At 63.6% G+C, this 15,295-nt stretch carries 18 protein-coding genes and 1 tRNA gene; 10 read left to right on the top strand and 9 right to left on the bottom strand.

Annotated elements, in window-relative coordinates; all coding sequences use genetic code 11:
- Nucleotides 1-2 precede the first annotated feature (2 nt).
- Both MESCI2_RS0103370 and MESCI2_RS0103375 read right to left on the bottom strand, forming a co-directional pair.
- A complete protein-coding gene (locus MESCI2_RS0103370) occupies nucleotides 3-338 on the bottom strand; it encodes a carboxymuconolactone decarboxylase family protein (protein WP_027035318.1) in 336 nt (111 codons plus the stop codon).
- A 56-nt stretch (nucleotides 339-394) separates the two neighbouring features.
- A complete protein-coding gene (locus MESCI2_RS0103375) occupies nucleotides 395-790 on the bottom strand; it encodes a (R)-mandelonitrile lyase (protein WP_027035319.1) in 396 nt (131 codons plus the stop codon).
- Between the two features lie 152 nt (nucleotides 791-942).
- On the opposite strand from MESCI2_RS0103375, the gene MESCI2_RS0103380 reads away from it, so the two are divergent.
- From MESCI2_RS0103380 to MESCI2_RS0103390, 3 genes are all read left to right on the top strand, one after another.
- A complete protein-coding gene (locus MESCI2_RS0103380; RefSeq protein ID WP_027035320.1) occupies nucleotides 943-1,836 on the top strand; it encodes a LysR family transcriptional regulator in 894 nt (297 codons plus the stop codon).
- 150 nt (nucleotides 1,837-1,986) lie between these two features.
- The gene (locus MESCI2_RS0103385) at nucleotides 1,987-2,364 is read left to right on the top strand and encodes an ester cyclase (RefSeq protein ID WP_027035321.1); all 378 of its coding nucleotides are present in this window, start codon (nucleotides 1,987-1,989) and stop codon (nucleotides 2,362-2,364) included.
- 135 nt (nucleotides 2,365-2,499) lie between these two features.
- Nucleotides 2,500-3,558: a YeiH family protein gene (locus tag MESCI2_RS0103390; protein ID WP_027035322.1), complete on the top strand. Its 1,059-nt coding sequence runs from the start codon at nucleotides 2,500-2,502 to the stop codon at nucleotides 3,556-3,558.
- On the opposite strand, the gene MESCI2_RS0103395 is transcribed toward MESCI2_RS0103390, so the two are convergent.
- From MESCI2_RS0103395 to MESCI2_RS0103405, 3 genes are all read right to left on the bottom strand, one after another.
- Nucleotides 3,559-4,056, bottom strand: coding sequence for a GAF domain-containing protein (locus tag MESCI2_RS0103395; RefSeq protein WP_027035323.1), 498 nt, complete (start codon nucleotides 4,054-4,056; stop codon nucleotides 3,559-3,561).
- Between the two features lie 262 nt (nucleotides 4,057-4,318).
- Nucleotides 4,319-5,950 (bottom strand): chaperonin GroEL, encoded by a 1,632-nt coding sequence (gene groL / locus MESCI2_RS0103400; protein ID WP_027035324.1) that lies wholly within the window; start codon nucleotides 5,948-5,950, stop codon nucleotides 4,319-4,321.
- Nucleotides 5,951-5,983: 33 nt separating this feature from the next.
- Nucleotides 5,984-6,322: a co-chaperone GroES gene (locus tag MESCI2_RS0103405; protein WP_027035325.1), complete on the bottom strand. Its 339-nt coding sequence runs from the start codon at nucleotides 6,320-6,322 to the stop codon at nucleotides 5,984-5,986.
- A gap of 249 nt (nucleotides 6,323-6,571) precedes the next feature.
- Here MESCI2_RS0103405 and MESCI2_RS0103410 point away from each other — a divergent pair, with 249 nt between their 5' ends.
- Both MESCI2_RS0103410 and MESCI2_RS0103415 read left to right on the top strand, forming a co-directional pair.
- Nucleotides 6,572-6,820, top strand: coding sequence for a hypothetical protein (locus MESCI2_RS0103410; protein WP_027035326.1), 249 nt, complete (start codon nucleotides 6,572-6,574; stop codon nucleotides 6,818-6,820).
- Entirely contained in the window at nucleotides 6,817-7,083 is a 267-nt protein-coding gene (locus tag MESCI2_RS0103415; RefSeq protein WP_024503907.1) for a DUF1488 domain-containing protein, read from the top strand. The genes MESCI2_RS0103410 and MESCI2_RS0103415 overlap by 4 nt, the downstream gene beginning before the upstream one ends.
- A 28-nt stretch (nucleotides 7,084-7,111) precedes the next feature.
- Here the strand turns inward: MESCI2_RS0103415 and MESCI2_RS0103420 are convergent, their stop codons facing one another.
- From MESCI2_RS0103420 to MESCI2_RS1000000137815, 3 genes are all read right to left on the bottom strand, one after another.
- A complete protein-coding gene (locus MESCI2_RS0103420) occupies nucleotides 7,112-7,303 on the bottom strand; it encodes a hypothetical protein (protein ID WP_024503908.1) in 192 nt (63 codons plus the stop codon).
- Nucleotides 7,304-7,308: 5 nt separating this feature from the next.
- Nucleotides 7,309-7,512, bottom strand: coding sequence for a hypothetical protein (locus MESCI2_RS0103425; protein ID WP_024503909.1), 204 nt, complete (start codon nucleotides 7,510-7,512; stop codon nucleotides 7,309-7,311).
- Between the two features lie 201 nt (nucleotides 7,513-7,713).
- A tRNA-Cys gene (locus tag MESCI2_RS1000000137815) sits at nucleotides 7,714-7,789 on the bottom strand.
- A gap of 460 nt (nucleotides 7,790-8,249) precedes the next feature.
- On the opposite strand from MESCI2_RS1000000137815, the gene MESCI2_RS0103430 reads away from it, so the two are divergent.
- The 5 genes from MESCI2_RS0103430 (at nucleotide 8,250) to MESCI2_RS0103450 (ending at nucleotide 14,554) form a co-directional block, all read left to right on the top strand.
- Nucleotides 8,250-9,293, top strand: a complete 1,044-nt coding sequence (locus tag MESCI2_RS0103430) for a LacI family DNA-binding transcriptional regulator (RefSeq protein ID WP_027035327.1) — start codon at nucleotides 8,250-8,252, stop codon at nucleotides 9,291-9,293.
- Nucleotides 9,294-9,356: 63 nt separating this feature from the next.
- Complete coding sequence (locus MESCI2_RS0103435; protein ID WP_027035328.1) at nucleotides 9,357-10,604, top strand: ABC transporter substrate-binding protein; 1,248 nt, start codon at nucleotides 9,357-9,359, stop codon at nucleotides 10,602-10,604.
- Nucleotides 10,605-10,779: 175 nt separating this feature from the next.
- Nucleotides 10,780-11,703 carry a carbohydrate ABC transporter permease gene (locus MESCI2_RS0103440; protein ID WP_027035329.1) on the top strand — a complete coding sequence of 308 codons (924 nt, stop codon included), beginning with the start codon at nucleotides 10,780-10,782 and terminating at the stop codon, nucleotides 11,701-11,703.
- On the top strand, nucleotides 11,703-12,560 hold the full coding sequence (locus tag MESCI2_RS0103445) for a carbohydrate ABC transporter permease (RefSeq protein ID WP_027035330.1): 858 nt from the start codon (nucleotides 11,703-11,705) through the stop codon (nucleotides 12,558-12,560). The genes MESCI2_RS0103440 and MESCI2_RS0103445 overlap by 1 nt, the downstream gene beginning before the upstream one ends.
- 14 nt (nucleotides 12,561-12,574) lie before the next feature.
- Nucleotides 12,575-14,554, top strand: a complete 1,980-nt coding sequence (locus tag MESCI2_RS0103450; protein ID WP_027035331.1) for a glycoside hydrolase family 127 protein — start codon at nucleotides 12,575-12,577, stop codon at nucleotides 14,552-14,554.
- On the opposite strand, the gene MESCI2_RS0103455 is transcribed toward MESCI2_RS0103450, so the two are convergent.
- Nucleotides 14,541-15,272 carry a gamma-glutamylcyclotransferase gene (locus MESCI2_RS0103455; RefSeq protein WP_027035332.1) on the bottom strand — a complete coding sequence of 244 codons (732 nt, stop codon included), beginning with the start codon at nucleotides 15,270-15,272 and terminating at the stop codon, nucleotides 14,541-14,543. The genes MESCI2_RS0103450 and MESCI2_RS0103455 overlap by 14 nt on opposite strands.
- Nucleotides 15,273-15,295 lie beyond the last annotated feature (23 nt).

The raw sequence follows: 15,295 nt of genomic DNA on the forward strand, positions 1-15,295 counted from the left end.
CGTTATCCCTTCTTCTCGGCGTCGGCTTGTTCGAAGACCTTGCGGGCAATGCCCAGAGCCGTGGCTGCCGTTGGCCAACCGGCGTAGAAGGCGAGATGCGTGATGGTTTCGATGAGTTCGTCACGGGTGACGCCATTGTCGAGCGCGCGCTTCATGTGGAAAGGCATTTCATTGATCCGGTAGCCCGAAATCAGGCTGGTGACGGTGATGAGGCTGCGGTCCCGCGGCGACAGGCCGGGGCGCTCCCAAACGTCGCCGAACAGCACCTCGTCGGTGTATCTGCCAAGCGCGGGAGCGATATCGGAGAATGGGCTTTTCAGCCTTGGAACATCGGTCATGGTGGTCTCCTTCGTAGAGTTCGGGCGTTGAACTCGGCGCCACGCGCCGATACCTGTCAAATCCCGTATTGTTCGTCGCTGACATGCTCCAACCAGTCGACGACCTTGCCATCGAGCGCTTCGGCGATAGCGATGTGGCTCATCGCCGTGGTCGGCGCGGCGCCATGCCAATGCTTCTCTCCGGGTGCGAACCAGACGATGTCGCCGGGAAGGATCGGTTCTATCGGGCCGCCCTCGCGCTGCACCAGGCCGGCGCCCGATAGGACGATCAGCGTCTGGCCAAGCGGATGCGTGTGCCAGGCGGTGCGCGCGCCGGGCTCGAAAGTCACGGTGGCGCCGCCGACCCGGGCGGGCTCGCTGCCCTTGAAGGGCGCGTCGATGCGCACCGCGCCGGTGAAATAGTCAGCCGATCCCTTGGCCGAAGCTTGAGAGCCGTTTCGCGTGATGTCCATGGTTTTGTCCCTTCCTGGCAACAGGCATGACACGACCCCGGTCTTCAGAGGCCGCCAATAGAGGAGCCCGGTGTGATGATGCCTATCTAGGGTCTGCGATTGGTGCCGATTAGGTGCTATATCCAGCATGATCTTATGAAAAGGGCTCATGAATGCCGCGTGACAATCTGAATGAGCTGACCGCCTTCCTCGCTGTCGCGCGCGAGGAAAGCTTCACCAGGGCGGCGGCCAAGCTCGGCGTTTCCCAATCGGCGCTCAGCCACACGGTGCGGGCGCTGGAGGAACGGCTTGGCGTCAGGCTTCTGACCCGCACCACGCGCAGCGTTTCGCCGACCGAAGCGGGCGAGCGCCTGCTGCGCTCCGTCGGTCCGAGGCTCGACGAGATCGAGGCCGAGATCGCCGCACTCAGCGCCTTGCGCGAAAAACCCGCCGGCACCGTCCGCATCACCGCCGGCGAGCATGCAGCCGATGCGGTCCTGTGGCCCGCCCTGGCGAAATTCCTGCCCGACTATCCCGACATCAGGGTCGAGATCATCGTCGACTATGGGCTGATCGACATCGTCGCCGAGCGCTACGACGCCGGCGTGCGGCTGGGCGAGCAGGTGGCGCGCGACATGATCGCGGTACGCATCGCTCCCGACATGCGCATGGCGGTTGTCGGCTCGCCAGCCTATTTCGCCACCCGGCCAAAGCCGCGCACGCCGCAGGACCTGACCACCCACAATTGCATCAATCTGCGGCTGCCCACCTATGGTGGGCTCTACGCCTGGGAGTTCGAGAAGGCCGGGCGCGAGCTGAAGGTGCGGGTCGAAGGCCAGCTGGTGTTCAACACGGCCGCGCTGCGCATGAACGCGGTGCTCGCCGGCCTCGGCCTTGCCTATCTGCCGGAGGAGCAGGTGACGGCTCATCTGGCCGATGGCCGGCTGGTGCGGGTGCTCGCCGACTGGTGCGCGCCCTTTCCCGGCTACCACCTCTATTACCCCAGCCGCCGGCAAGCGACGCCGGCCTTCTCGCTGCTGGTCGACGCGCTGCGCTACCGCGGCTAGAACAGGAACCGGGTTTCCGGAAAAGATCATGCTCAAAACGAGCAGATAGAGCCCCCGTCCGGATTCGGAACAGGCTCTCCATCTGGACTGCGCCCGCAGTCGTTCTATCTTCCGGATCGAGCAGATCTGACAAAATCCGGAGCTATCGCCGTGACCGTGACCGACCTCTATCGAGGCTACATCGCCTGCCTCAACAATCAGGACTGGCAGAAGCTGCATCGCTTCGTTCATGACGAGGTGCACTACAATGGCGACCGCGTCGGGCTGTCGGGTTACCAGGCAATGCTGGAGCGCGATTTTCGGGAAATCCCGGATCTCTATTTCGACATCCAGTTGCTGATCGCCGAACCGCCATTCATAGCCAGCCGGCTCCAGTTCAACTGCACGCCGAAGGGAACCTTCTTCGGCCTGCCCATCAACGGCCGGAAGGTCTCCTTCAGCGAGAACGTCTTCTATGAATTCCTCGACGACAGGATCAGGAACGTTTGGTCGGTGATCGACAAGGCGGCGATCGAAGCGCAGCTTTAATCCAGGTCGGCCAGAAGGCGCCGTCTGCGCAACCAACAATCGTTCGTAAAAATAGATCATTCTGACGAGAATAATTCGTTGGAAAGATCGGTATAGGAATGACATTCTCCCAGCGTACCTGCCTGGAGCATTGCATTGTCTTCCGTTTCCCACTTCACGAACGATATTCCGAAAAGCGCGTTTCCTGTCGATCTGACCCAGGGGCGAAAATCCCTCAATTGGAATGGCATCGTCCCCGGCATCGTCCTTGTCACGATGATCACTGCCGTCGCCTTCTCGGCCCGCAATGTTTCCGGCTTCGCGCTGTTCAGCCCGATGATCCTCGCCGTCGTCGCCGGCATGATCTACTCCAACGTGCTCGGCACGCCGGTGCACGCCAAGGCCGGCATCGCATTCTCGCAAAAGCCCCTGCTGCGCTTCGCCATCGTGCTGCTCGGCTTCCAGCTGACGCTGGGCCAGGTCGTCTCGATCGGCGCCGGCGGCGTCGGCATTGTCGCGGCGACGCTTGGCGCCACTTTCGTTTTCACCATCACGCTCGGCCGGCTGATCGGCGTCGACGCCAAGCTGGCGCAGTTGATCGCCGCCGGCACCTCGATCTGCGGCGCCTCGGCCATCGTTGCCACCAATATCGTCACCGATGCGCGCGACGAAGACGTCACCTACGCCGTCGCCTCGATCACCTTGTTCGGCACCGTCGCCATGCTCGGCTTCCCGCTCATGGCGCCCATGCTCGGCCTCGACCAGCACGCTTTCGGCCTGTGGGCCGGCGCTTCGATCCATGAAGTGGCGCAGGTGATCGGCGCCGGCTTTCAGAACGGCACCCAGTCCGGCGAGATCGCCACCGTCGCCAAGCTGACCCGCGTCGCCATGCTGGCGCCGATGGTCGTCGCGCTCGGCCTGATGGCACGCCGCAAGAACAGCAGTGAGGTGGCGGCGCGGCCGCCCATGCCGTGGTTCGTCGCCGCCTTCGTCGCCGTCGTGGCGCTGAACAGCCTCGTCACGGTGCCAGCCGAGGTGAAGTCGGCAATGGCGCTCGCCACCACCATCATGCTGACCATGGGCCTGGCCGCCATGGGCTTGCAGGCAGACATCTCGCAGCTGCGCTCGCGCGGCCTGCGCCCGCTGGCGCTCGCCTTCTGCGCCTTCCTGTTCATCGGCGGCTTCAGCCTGATGCTGGTGAAGTTCGTAGGCTGATTAGTCCTCGAACGAACTCGCCGCGGCATAGATCGCCGCCAGCGTCTCGATGCCGGCCTGGTCGGCCTTGTCGAAGCGGCCGGGCAGCGGGCTGTCGAGATCGAGCACGCCGAAGACGCCTTCATCGTCCTCGAGCAGCACCACCAGTTCCGAGCGCGAGTCGGCATCGCAGGCGATGTGGCCGGGAAAATCATGCACGTCCTTGATCAGCATCGAGGTGCCGAGTTCGACCGCCGTTCCGCACACGCCCTTGCCGACGGCGATGCGCACGCAGGCCGGCTTGCCCTGGAACGGCCCGAGCACCATTTCCTCGTCCGACTGCAGGAAATAGAAACCGGCCCAATTGAGGTCCGGCACCATCTGGAAGATCAGTGCGGCGGTGTTGGCGGCGTTGGCGATCGAATCGCGCTCACCCTCGAGCAGCGCCTTCAATTGGGTGGCGAGGTCGCGGTAGAACGCGGCCTTGTCTGAGGTGTCGATGGCCTTGGCCGCAAACATGAACGTGTCTCCGTATCGAGGATAGCTGTTCGTCCGATCGCTTGCCAAAGTCCGGCGAGCTTCGCAACCAGACGGCCGCCTGGACAGTCTAGCGTGGATTGCGTCGCCTCCGAAAGCCGCAAGATCAGGATTGCCTCCCGGCGCTGAGCCGGGCGGCAAGGCAGCTATGCGTAAACTTTGCGATGGATCGTCTTAAGAATCATGACGGCCCCGATCGGGGGCCGCCATTCACATCTCAAACAGATCGGACAAGTCCTGGGTTTTAGTAGCCGCCCATGCCGCCACCGCCGCCACCCGCAGGCGCGGCATCCTTGGCCGGGATGTCGGTGATCATCGCTTCGGCGGTGATCAGAAGGGCCGCGATCGAGCCGGCATCCTGCAGTGCGGTGCGCACCACTTTCGCCGGATCGACGATGCCTGCCTTGATCATGTCGACATAGACCTCGTTCTGGGCGTCAAAACCCTGATTGTGATCCTTGCTGTCGGTGAGCTTGCCGACGACAACAGAGCCTTCGACGCCGGAATTCTCGGCGATCTGGCGGATCGGCGCTTCGAGCGCCCGCAGCACGATCGTGATGCCGGCCGTGACATCGGCATTGGCGCCGGTCAGGCCGCCAAGCACCGAGCGGGCACGCAGCAGAGCCACGCCGCCACCGGGTACGATGCCTTCTTCGACCGCCGCGCGGGTGGCGTTCAGCGCATCGTCGATGCGGTCCTTCTTTTCCTTGACTTCCGACTCGGTGACGCCGCCGACGCGGATGACGGCTACGCCGCCGGAGAGCTTGGCCAGCCGCTCCTGCAGCTTTTCCTTGTCGTAGTCGGAGGTCGTCTCCTCGATCTGGCCCTTGATCTGGGCGACGCGCGCCTGGATGGTCGCCTTGGTGCCGGCGCCGTCGATGATCGTGGTGGTGTCCTTCTCGATCAGCACGCGCTTGGCGCGGCCGAGCATCTCGATGGTGACGTTTTCAAGCTTGATGCCGAGGTCTTCCGAGATCATCTGGCCTGATGTCAGCACGGCGATGTCTTCCAGCATCGCCTTGCGGCGATCGCCGAAGCCCGGCGCCTTGACGGCCGCAACCTTGAGGCCGCCGCGCAGCTTGTTGACGACCAGCGTCGCCAGAGCCTCGCCCTCGACGTCCTCGGAGATGATCAGCAGCGGCCTGCCGCTCTGCACCACCGCTTCGAGGATCGGCAGCATCGCCTGCAGATTGCCGAGCTTCTTCTCGTGGATGAGGATGTAGGGCTCTTCCAGCTCGACGCGCATCTTGTCGGCATTGGTGACGAAATAGGGCGAGAGATAGCCGCGGTCGAACTGCATGCCTTCGACGACGTCGAGTTCGGTCTCTGCGGTCTTGGCTTCCTCGACGGTGATGACCCCGTCATTGCCGACCTTGTCCATCGCCTTGGCGATCATCTCGCCGACGCTGGCATCGCCATTGGCGGCGATGGTGCCGACCTGTGCGATCTCGGCCGACGACTTGACCTTCTTGGCCTTCGCCTTGATTTCCACGACGACAGCCGCGACAGCCTGGTCGATGCCGCGCTTGAGATCCATCGGGTTCATGCCGGCCGCGACCAGCTTGGCGCCTTCGCGTAGGATCGAGGCGGCCAGCACCGTGGCGGTGGTGGTGCCGTCACCGGCGAGGTCGTTGGTCTTCGAGGCCACTTCGCGCACCATCTGGGCGCCCATGTTCTCGAACTTGTCGGCAAGCTCGATTTCCTTCGCGACGGTGACGCCGTCCTTGGTGATGCGCGGCGCGCCATAGGCCTTGTCGATGATGACGTTGCGGCCCTTGGGGCCGAGCGTGACCTTCACCGCATTGGTGAGGATCTCGACGCCGCGCAGCATGCGGTCGCGCGCGTCGGTGGAGAATTTTATTTCCTTGGCAGACATGATTTTTATCCAGTTCGTTCGGAGAAAATGAGGTCAGGCAGCTTTCTTGGCGGCCACGATCTTGTCGGTTGCAGCCGTCTCGCTCTTGTCGATGACGCCCATGATGTCGGCTTCCTTCATAATCAGAAGGTCCTCGCCGTCGATCTTGACCTCGGTGCCCGACCATTTGCCGAACAGGATGAAGTCGCCGGCCTTGACGTCGAGCGGAACAAGCGCGCCGGTTTCGTCGCGTGCGCCAGGGCCGACAGCGATGACTTCACCCTCCTGCGGCTTTTCCTTGGCAGTGTCGGGGATGATGATCCCGCCCTTGGATTTGATATCGCCTTCGGCGCGACGAATGACGACGCGGTCGTGGAGTGGCCGAAATTTCATGGGAACTTTCTTTCTGGGGCCGGCACAGGCGGCCACGCCCCCCTCTATAGACGCGTTGGCACTCGATAGATAGGAGTGCCAAAAATTATTCGCGGACCGCATTAAATATTCAAAAGTATTATTTCGGCTGGCCGTTTCGTGATATCCGCAGAATGTCAAATAATTCAAAAGATTGAATTTTGCCGATCGAGTGCCTATTTATCGGACAAGTTCACTTTCACGGTTTCAGGCACAAGGGAGATTTCTTCGATGGCCGAAGGCAATCAGACGATCATGGAAAAAGCTGAAGCCCGCTTTGTCGACAAGCAGAAGAAGACAGCGGAGAAAAACAAGGCAACCGCCGAATATATGTCCGAGGCAAGAGCCAGGGAGATCAAGACGGCAAGGCTGAGAGAGCTTCGGCTGGCCAAGGAAGAGGCCGATCGTGTCGCCGAGGCCCTCAATCCGACGCCGAAGAAGAAGCGGGTGACCAAGAAAGTCGCGGAGGCCAAGACATGAGCCTCACCTTCCCCAACCGCAGCCGCAGCTATGACGAAGCGGGCCAGCGCATCCGTTTTGTTGGCCATGACGGCATGTTCCAAATCTCCTTTTCCGTCGCTGCCGACGCCATGGCCAAGATGCGGCCGGGCACTGCTGCCGACGAAGCCGGTTATCTCCAGACATTCGACACCGAGAGCAGCGCCATCCGCGAGGTGGCGTCTAAGGCTTACGACCGCACCCACAAGAGCATGTATGTGCTGACGGCGGCCGATTTCGGCTGAAACGGCGGCGAGTTGGCGCTCACCGCGGTCAGGTCTTGCGCTCGGCCCTTTCGCGGCGTTTGACGTCGCGGACATTCATCTGCACGACCATGTCCTCGGCCTCGCGCGGCCCCATCCCGACCATCACCTTTTGCCGGACAACCGCAGGCTGGCCGGTGAAGACATCGATGATGCTCCAGCTCTGGGGAAGCTCCATGCGCAGCGTGTAGCGGTTGGCCATCCCGGTCAGCCTTGCATCGTGAAAAACACGGCGCCCAGGATCAGCACCGTCCAGGCGACGACCGACAATTTCAGCACCATGCCGCCATGCACCGCCACGAGCTTCCGCAGGTGCGACACACCTGCCGACGAGACCGGTGCCGCCGCCAGGGCGACAGGGGCCTTGAGGCCAAGTTTTCCAAAGACGGGCAGCAGCGACGGTTCACGCACGAAAGGCCTCGAATGTCAGGGAAAAGCGAAGCAAGAACGCTCGGCTCCCTTCCATAGCACTCTTTTCGCGGGTGCCGGCATGCCAAATGCAAGACAGGACTGCTTTAACGGCCGGTCCGCACCGCCTTGGTAACGCACAAATCTATTCGTGGGGGCTGACTGCCCGTGGGGCAGATTGGGACTGCTGTCGACGCGAAATTTTGGAGGCCTCGCCTCGGGATCGAACCGAGGCTTCAGAGATTTGCCGTCTCCAGCGTAGCCGCTCCGCCACGAGGCCATGGCTGTTGAAGTAGCGGCCAAATATTTACGGAAAGGTTAATCCCCGAGGGATTGTTCAGAATTTCGGCGCGATCTTCAGAGCGTCCGCCAGCACATATGGCGGCCAGGCTTGCTGCCCCGCAGCGCCAACCCTTTGCCGGACCTCGCTTCCCGCGCACGCTGCGATCTTTCACGCCTCGAGCGGCAGCCCGCCCCGTCTCGACCGAGGGCCTCCAGCACTGCGACTGGCGCTCTTCCCCTGAGCTACGTGCTGCCGGCGCTGCTTTACCCCCGCGTTGCATTCGGAGGAAGAGAGCCGAAGGCCCAACCAGTTTTTTCCCTTGAACGGCGATCCGATCTGGCCTAGCTTCATCTGAGAAAAGGTTTTCTCAAACAATTTCGATCGGGCTCGGCTACCTGCCGGGCCTCATTCAGGTCGGTAAGAGAAAACCTTTTCCCAACCAAGGACTTTCGGCGCGATGCCATCGGACGATCTGCCTGTTCCGGTCTTTTCCAAGCCAGTCACCTTGCGTGACGTGGCGGCGCAGGCCGGCGTCAGCGTCGCCACCGCATCCAAGGCGCTCAACAGCCAGGGCCGGATGACAGCCGAGACGCGCGAACGCATTCGCGAGACCGCCCGGCGGCTTGGCTTCCGGCCCAACAGCCTGGCGCAGAGCCTGCTCAGGCGGCGCAGCTTCACCGTCGGCCTGCTCACCAACGATACCTATGGCCGCTTCTCGCTGCCGCTGATGTCGGGCATTTCGGACGCGCTGGTCGACAATGGCGTCTCGGTGTTCCTGTGCAATGTCGAGGAAGATCCGCGGCTGGGCCAGATGCATGTCGACGCCATGCTCGACAAGCGCGTTGACGGCATCATCGCCACCGGCAAGCGCATCGATCGCCATCTGCCCGTCGACCTCTCCAATCTGCGCGTCCCGGTGATCTATGCCTTCACGCAGCCCGACCCCGACGCCGTCGCCTTCGTCTCGGACGATGTTGGCGGCGCCCGGCTGGCCGTCGAGCATTTCTGCCGGCTTGGCCGCAAGCGCATCGCCCACGTCACCGGGCCGGCGAGCTTTGCCGTGGTGCACGCGCGAGTCCAGGCTTACCGCGACGTGCTCGTCGAAAACGGTCTCCCGGTCAGCGAGCCGCTGCTCGGCTCCTGGTCGGAAGCCTGGGGTCACCAGGCGGTTGCGCAACTGTTCGACGGCAAAAGCGAAAGGCCGGACGCGGTCTTCTGCGGCAACGATCAGATCGCGCGCGGCGTCATCGATGCTCTGCGCGAACGCGGCCTCGACGTCCCCAGTGATGTCGGCGTCATCGGTTTCGACAATTGGGAGATCGTGGCCGAGGCGACGCGCCCGCCGCTGACCTCTGTCGACATGAACCTGGTCGCGCTCGGGCGCGAGGCCGGGTTGACCCTGCTTTCGCTGGTCGGCGGCAAGCCCGCCGCGCCGGGCATTCGAAAACTGCCGTGCCGGCTGGTGGTGCGGCAGTCATGCGGCCATCCGCCGGGTGGCTGAAAACGAAGCGCCGCGCAATCGGCGCCAAGCCGCGGACCGCGGCCAACCTTGGAGGAGGAGAACATGAGGAACCTGATTGCCGAACTGGCCCTGGCCGCTGCCGTTCTGGGCGGCGGTCTCGGTACTGCCGCCGCCGAGACGGCCAACATCTGGGTGCGCGCCGACGGCTCGAATTTCATGCCGAGGATCGTCGATGCGTACAACAAGGCGCACACCAACCAAGTCAAGCTCGACATCATTCCCAATGCCGAGATCATCCCGAAATACGGTGCCGCGGCCGCCGGCGGCACAGCGCCCGACGCGCTGTCGCTCGACCTGATCTACACGCCCTCCTTCGCCGCAGCCGGCCAATTGGAGGACATCACCGACTGGGCAAAGTCCCTGCCGTATTTTGCCAGCCTGTCGCCGGCGCATGTGAAGACCGGCACCTACAAGGACCACATTTACGGCCTGCCCTTCTCCGCCGACGCCTCGGTGCTGATCTGGAACAAGAAGCTGTTCAAGCAGGCCGGCCTCGACCCCGAAAAAGGTCCGGCCAACTGGGCCGAGATCGCGGCCGATGCCGAGAAGGTCAATGCGCTCGGCGGCAACATCAAGGGCTTCTACTTCTCCGGCAATTGCGGCGGCTGCAACATCTTCACCTTCACGCCGCTGATCTGGGCGTCTGGCGGCGACATCCTGAGCGAAGACGGCTCGAAGGCGACGCTGGACAGCCCACAGCTGCGCGGCGCCATCGATCTCTACCGCTCGATGGTCAAGAAAGACCTGGTCCCGGCAGGTGCGCAGACCGACACCGGCGCCAACTTCTTTGCCGCCTTCGCCGCCGGCAATATCGGCATCTCGCCGTCCGGCGCCTTCGCCATCGGTGCGCTCAACACCCAGTATCCCGATATCGACTACGGCGTCACCTTCCTGCCGGGCAAGGACAGCGGCTGGTCGTCCTTTGCCGGCGGCGACAATTTCGTCGTCACCAAGGGCACCACGAAACTGCCCGTGGTGAAGGAGTTCCTCGACTTCGCCTATTCGCTCGAGGGCCAGACCATCCTCGCCAAATACGGCAGCCTGCCGGTGCGCGGCGACATCGCCAAGGAGGCGCTGAAGGATCTCGATCCGCGCTACCAGGTCGCCGCCGAGGCCATGGCCAAGGGCAAGACACCCTATTCGGTGGTGTTCAACGACCTGATCAACTCCGCCAACGGGCCGTGGACGCAGATGATCAACGAGGTCTTCTTCGGCGACGATGTCGACGGCGCCATCGCCAATGCGCAGGAGACGATGCAGTCGATCATCGACCAGGCGCCGCAGAAATAAGCGCCAACCCCACCTCCCCCTCGAGGGGAGGTCGGACCGCAGGTCCGGGTGGGGTCGCCTCGGCAGTGCTCGACGTTCCTTTTTCGTCAGTGCGCTGCGCAGAGGACCCCACCCCCGGCCTTCGGCCGGACCCTCCCCTCAAGGGGGAGGGGGACGCAGCGCCAAGGGAACAGCCATGACCGTCATCACCGCAGCAACCCCTGCCCCGCCCCGCGCCCGCAAGGTCGCCAGCCGCCAACAATGGATCGGCCTGCTCTATGTCGCGCCGGCTGTCGCGCTGGTCGTCGTCTTCTTCCTGATCCCGCTCGGCATGACGGCGTGGATGTCGCTGCACAATTGGCCGCTGATGGGCGAGCACAGTTATATCGGCCTCGGCAACTACGTCGCCATCCTGCGCGACACCAGGTTCTGGAACGCGCTGCGCTTCACCGCCTACTACACCGTGATCGTCACCATCGCGATCTTCGTGGTGGCGTTTCCGCTGGCGCTGTTCGTCGAAAGGCCGCGTCCGCTGACCAATCTCTACCGGACCATGTTCTTCATGCCAGCGGTGGTCGGTTTCGCCTCGGCCAGCCTGCTCTGGTCATGGCTGTTGAACGTCGATTCCGGCCTGTTCAGCCCGGCCGCCTATGACCTTGGCCTGATCGACAGGAAGTTCAACCTTCTGGCCACCTTCCAGCCGGCCTTCTGGTCGATCATCGCCATGGTCGTCTGGAAGGTCGCCGGCTTCACCATGATCATCCTGATGGCCGGCCTGCAATCGATCCCGCAGGACCTGCAGGAGGCGGCCGTCATCGACGGTGCCGGTCCGTTCGCCAGGTTCCGGGCGATCACCTTGCCGCTGATGCGTCGTACGCTGGCGCTGGCGCTGATCCTGTCGGTCGCCGGCTCGATCCTCGCCTTCGACCAGTTCTACATCATCCTGCGCGGCGGCCCGCGCAACCAGACGCTGACGGCGGTCTATTGGATCTTCAACCAGTCCTTCGTGTCGTTCAAGCTCGGCTATGGCGCGGCACTTTCCATGGTGCTGCTCGTCGTCCTGGTGGCGCTCAGCCTCGTCCAGCTTTGGCTGTTGCGCAAACCCGAGGGGCTCGACTGATGGCGCAGGCCGCCTCCCGCAACCGCAAGCTCCTGGCCCGTATCGGCGAGCATTCGACCGGCATCGTCGCCTCGGTGCTGTTTGCCGCGCCGATCGTCTGGGCGGTGCTGTCGGCGTTCAAGCCGGCGGCCGAAGCACGCCTGCCGCCGCTGCCGCCCTGGCCGACGACAGGCTTCTCGCTGGAGAACTACGCCACGCTCAACAGCTTCGGCGACGGGCTGTGGGTCTCGGCGCAAAACAGCATCTATGTCTCGGTGATGACGGTGGTGCTGTCGGTGGCCGTCAGCGTGCTGGCCGGCTACGGCTTTTCGCGGTTCCGGTTTCCGTTCAAGGACCTGTTCTTCATCCTCATCCTGTCGACGATCATGATCCCGTTCCAGTCGATCCTGACGCCGATCTTCCTGGTGCTGACCAAGCTTGGCCTGCACAACACGCTGACCGGCCTGGTCGGCGTCTATGTGACGCTGCAACTGCCGTTCTCGATCTTCATGATGCGCAACGCCTTCGACGCGGTGCCGCGCGAAATCGAGGAGGCCGCCCGCATGGACGGCGCCAGCAATCTCACAATGCTTTTGAAGGTGATGCTGCCGCTGGTCTGGCCGGGCGTAGTCACCATCGCCCTGTTTGCCTTCCTCGGCGCCTGGAACGAATTCCTCGCCGCCCTCGTGCTGATGACCGACCAATCCAAGTTCACGCTGCCGGTGATGATGACCGCACTGCAGTCGGGCCGCTTCGGCGCCATCGACTGGGGCGCGGTGCAGGCGGGCGTCACCGTGATGATGGTGCCTTGCCTCATCCTGTTCCTGGCGCTGCAGCGCTTCTACATCCGCGGCCTGATGGCCGGGGCCGTCAAATAGAATGGAGTGAGTTCATGACCGCATCGCCATCCGCAAAAACCGGAGACCCAAAGCTCGCCTTCCGCCCGCTGCCGGTGCCGCAGGTCGACGTGCACGGCTTCTGGGGCGACCGCGCCGACGCGGTGGCCACCCGCACCGCCGACATCCTCTACGAACGCTGCGTCGAGGCACGCATGCTGGAGCAGATCGATCCGGACCGGCCCTCACCCGGCGTCGTCATCCCCTTCCACTCGCCCTCGCCCGACGAAGCCGACCGCCAGGGCGCGGAATTCACGGGATCGACGGTGACCACGCAGATGTTCTGGGATTCCGATCTCGGCAAGACCATAGAGACCGCGGCCTATTCGCTCTACCGGCGCAAGAACCCGCAACTGGAGAAGAAGATCGACGCCGTCATCGACATGTATGGCAGACTGCAGCAAGAGGACGGCTATCTCTCCAGCTGGTACCAGCGCATCCAGCCCGGCAAGCGCTGGACCAACCTGCGCGACTGCCACGAGCTCTACTGCGCCGGCCATCTGATCGAGGGCGCGGTCGCCTACTACCAGGCGACCGGCAAGCGCAAGCTGCTCGACATTATGAGCCGCTATGCCGACCACATCGCCTCGGTGCTGGGGCCGGAGCCCGGCAAGAAGAAAGGCTATTGCGGCCATGAGGAGATCGAGCTGGCGCTGGTCAAGCTGGCGCGGGTGACCGGCGAGCGGAAATACATGGAGCTGGCGAAATACTTCATCGACCAGCGCGGCCAACAACCGCATTATTTCGACGAGGAGGCGCATGCCCGCAACGCAGACCCCAAGGCCTACCATTTCAAGACCTATGAATACAGCCAGTCGCACATCCCGGTGCGCGAGCAGGACAAGGTCGTCGGCCATGCGGTCAGGGCGATGTACCTTTATTCGGGCATGGCCGACATCGCCACCGAATATGGCGACGAAACGCTGCGGGTGGCGCTTGACCGGTTGTGGGACGACCTCGCCACCAAGAGCCTCTACATTACCGGCGGGCTCGGCCCGTCGGCGCACAATGAGGGCTTCACCAGCGACTACGACCTGCCCAACGAGAGCGCCTATGCCGAGACTTGCGCCGCCGTCGGCTTGGTGTTCTGGGCCAGCCGCATGCTCGGCATGGGACCGAACGCCCGCTACGCGGACATGATGGAACGCGCGCTCTACAATGGCTCGATCTCCGGCCTGTCGCTCGACGGCTCGCTGTTCTTCTACGAGAATCCGCTGGAAAGCCGGGGCAAGCACAACAGATGGAAATGGCACCGCTGCCCCTGCTGCCCACCCAATATCGGACGCATGGTCGCCTCGATCGGCAGTTATTTCTACAGCCTGGCCGACGATGCGCTGGCCGTCCACCTCTATGGCGACTCGACCGCCCGTTTCGACATGTCGGGCGTCCCGGTCAGCCTGACGCAGACGAGCCGCTATCCCTGGGACGGCGCCGTCGAGATCACGCTTGAACCGCAGGCGCCCGTCGAATTCACCTTGCACCTGCGCATTCCCGCATGGAGCGCCAATGCCCAGTTGAAGGTAAACGGCGAAGCCATCAAGCTGGCTGAAATCACCAGCGACGGCTACGCCGCGATCAAGCGGACATGGAAAAAGGGCGACAATGTCCGGCTCGATCTCGAAATGCCGATCGAGCGGCTCTATGCCAACCCGCAGGTGCGCCAGGATGCCGGCCGCGTCGCGCTGTCGCGCGGTCCGCTGATCTACTGTGTCGAGGCAACCGACAACGACAGCCAGCCGCATCGCCTGACGCTGCCGCGGACGGCCACCATCGAAGCGCAGCACCGGCCGGAACTTCTCGGCGGCGTGGTGACGCTGTCAGCTACCGCGCAGGCCGATGCCGTGGACGACTGGCAAAGCGGGCTGTACAGGCCCGAGGCGCCGGCCACCGCGCAGACGCGCTTGACCGCCATTCCCTATTTCGCCTGGGACAACCGCGAGCCCGGTGAGATGCTGGTATGGCTCAGGGACGGCTGAACGACCGGCGTCCGATCTCCTCGGCCACCAGTTCCTGCAACCGCCACAGATTGCGGTCGCGGATGCCGCAGGCTTCGAGGTGGCGGATCGTCTCGAAAAGATATTGCGCGCCCGAGCCCCAATGACCGACGGCTGTGACCAGCGTCGCCGCGATCGTCTGCTTGTCGAGCTTGCCGGCATAACGCGGATTGGCGGGATCGACGACGAAGCCGAGCGCGCGGCATGGGCCGCCTTCGGTCCTGACCTGCAGCCAGCGCGGCACGTTGACGGCGGGCAGGATGGTCATCTCGCGGCGCAGCAGCGCTTCGAGATTAGCCGCCACCGGCTCCGCGATCTCGAACACCATGCCCTGGCACTGGCCGCCGCGATCGAGCGCCATCATCAAGCCGGGCTTTTCGACCGTGCCGCGAAAACGCTGCACCGTGAAGCAGAACGAACGATGCCAGCCGCTGGCCACCGCGCGTTCTCCGCCCCTCACCTCCCCGGCGGGCTTCCACAGCAGCGAGCCATAGGCAAATAGTTTCAGCGGCCCGGCCGGAGCGCCGGCCAGCAACTCGTCGCGGATGCGCGCATAGTCGGCATCGGTCATGTGAACCATGCCCGGCGTCGGTCCGGCATCCTCGACAGCACGCATGGTGTGGGCGACCAACGCCTCGGTCAGCGCCATCACCAACTTGCGCGGGGCCCCCGCCGATGCGGTGGAAATGGCCTTGCTCATCTTCGCGCTCCCAGCCTCACCGC

This window comes from Mesorhizobium ciceri WSM4083 (genome assembly GCF_000519305.1).
Classification (GTDB): Bacteria; Pseudomonadota; Alphaproteobacteria; order Rhizobiales; family Rhizobiaceae; genus Mesorhizobium; species Mesorhizobium ciceri_B.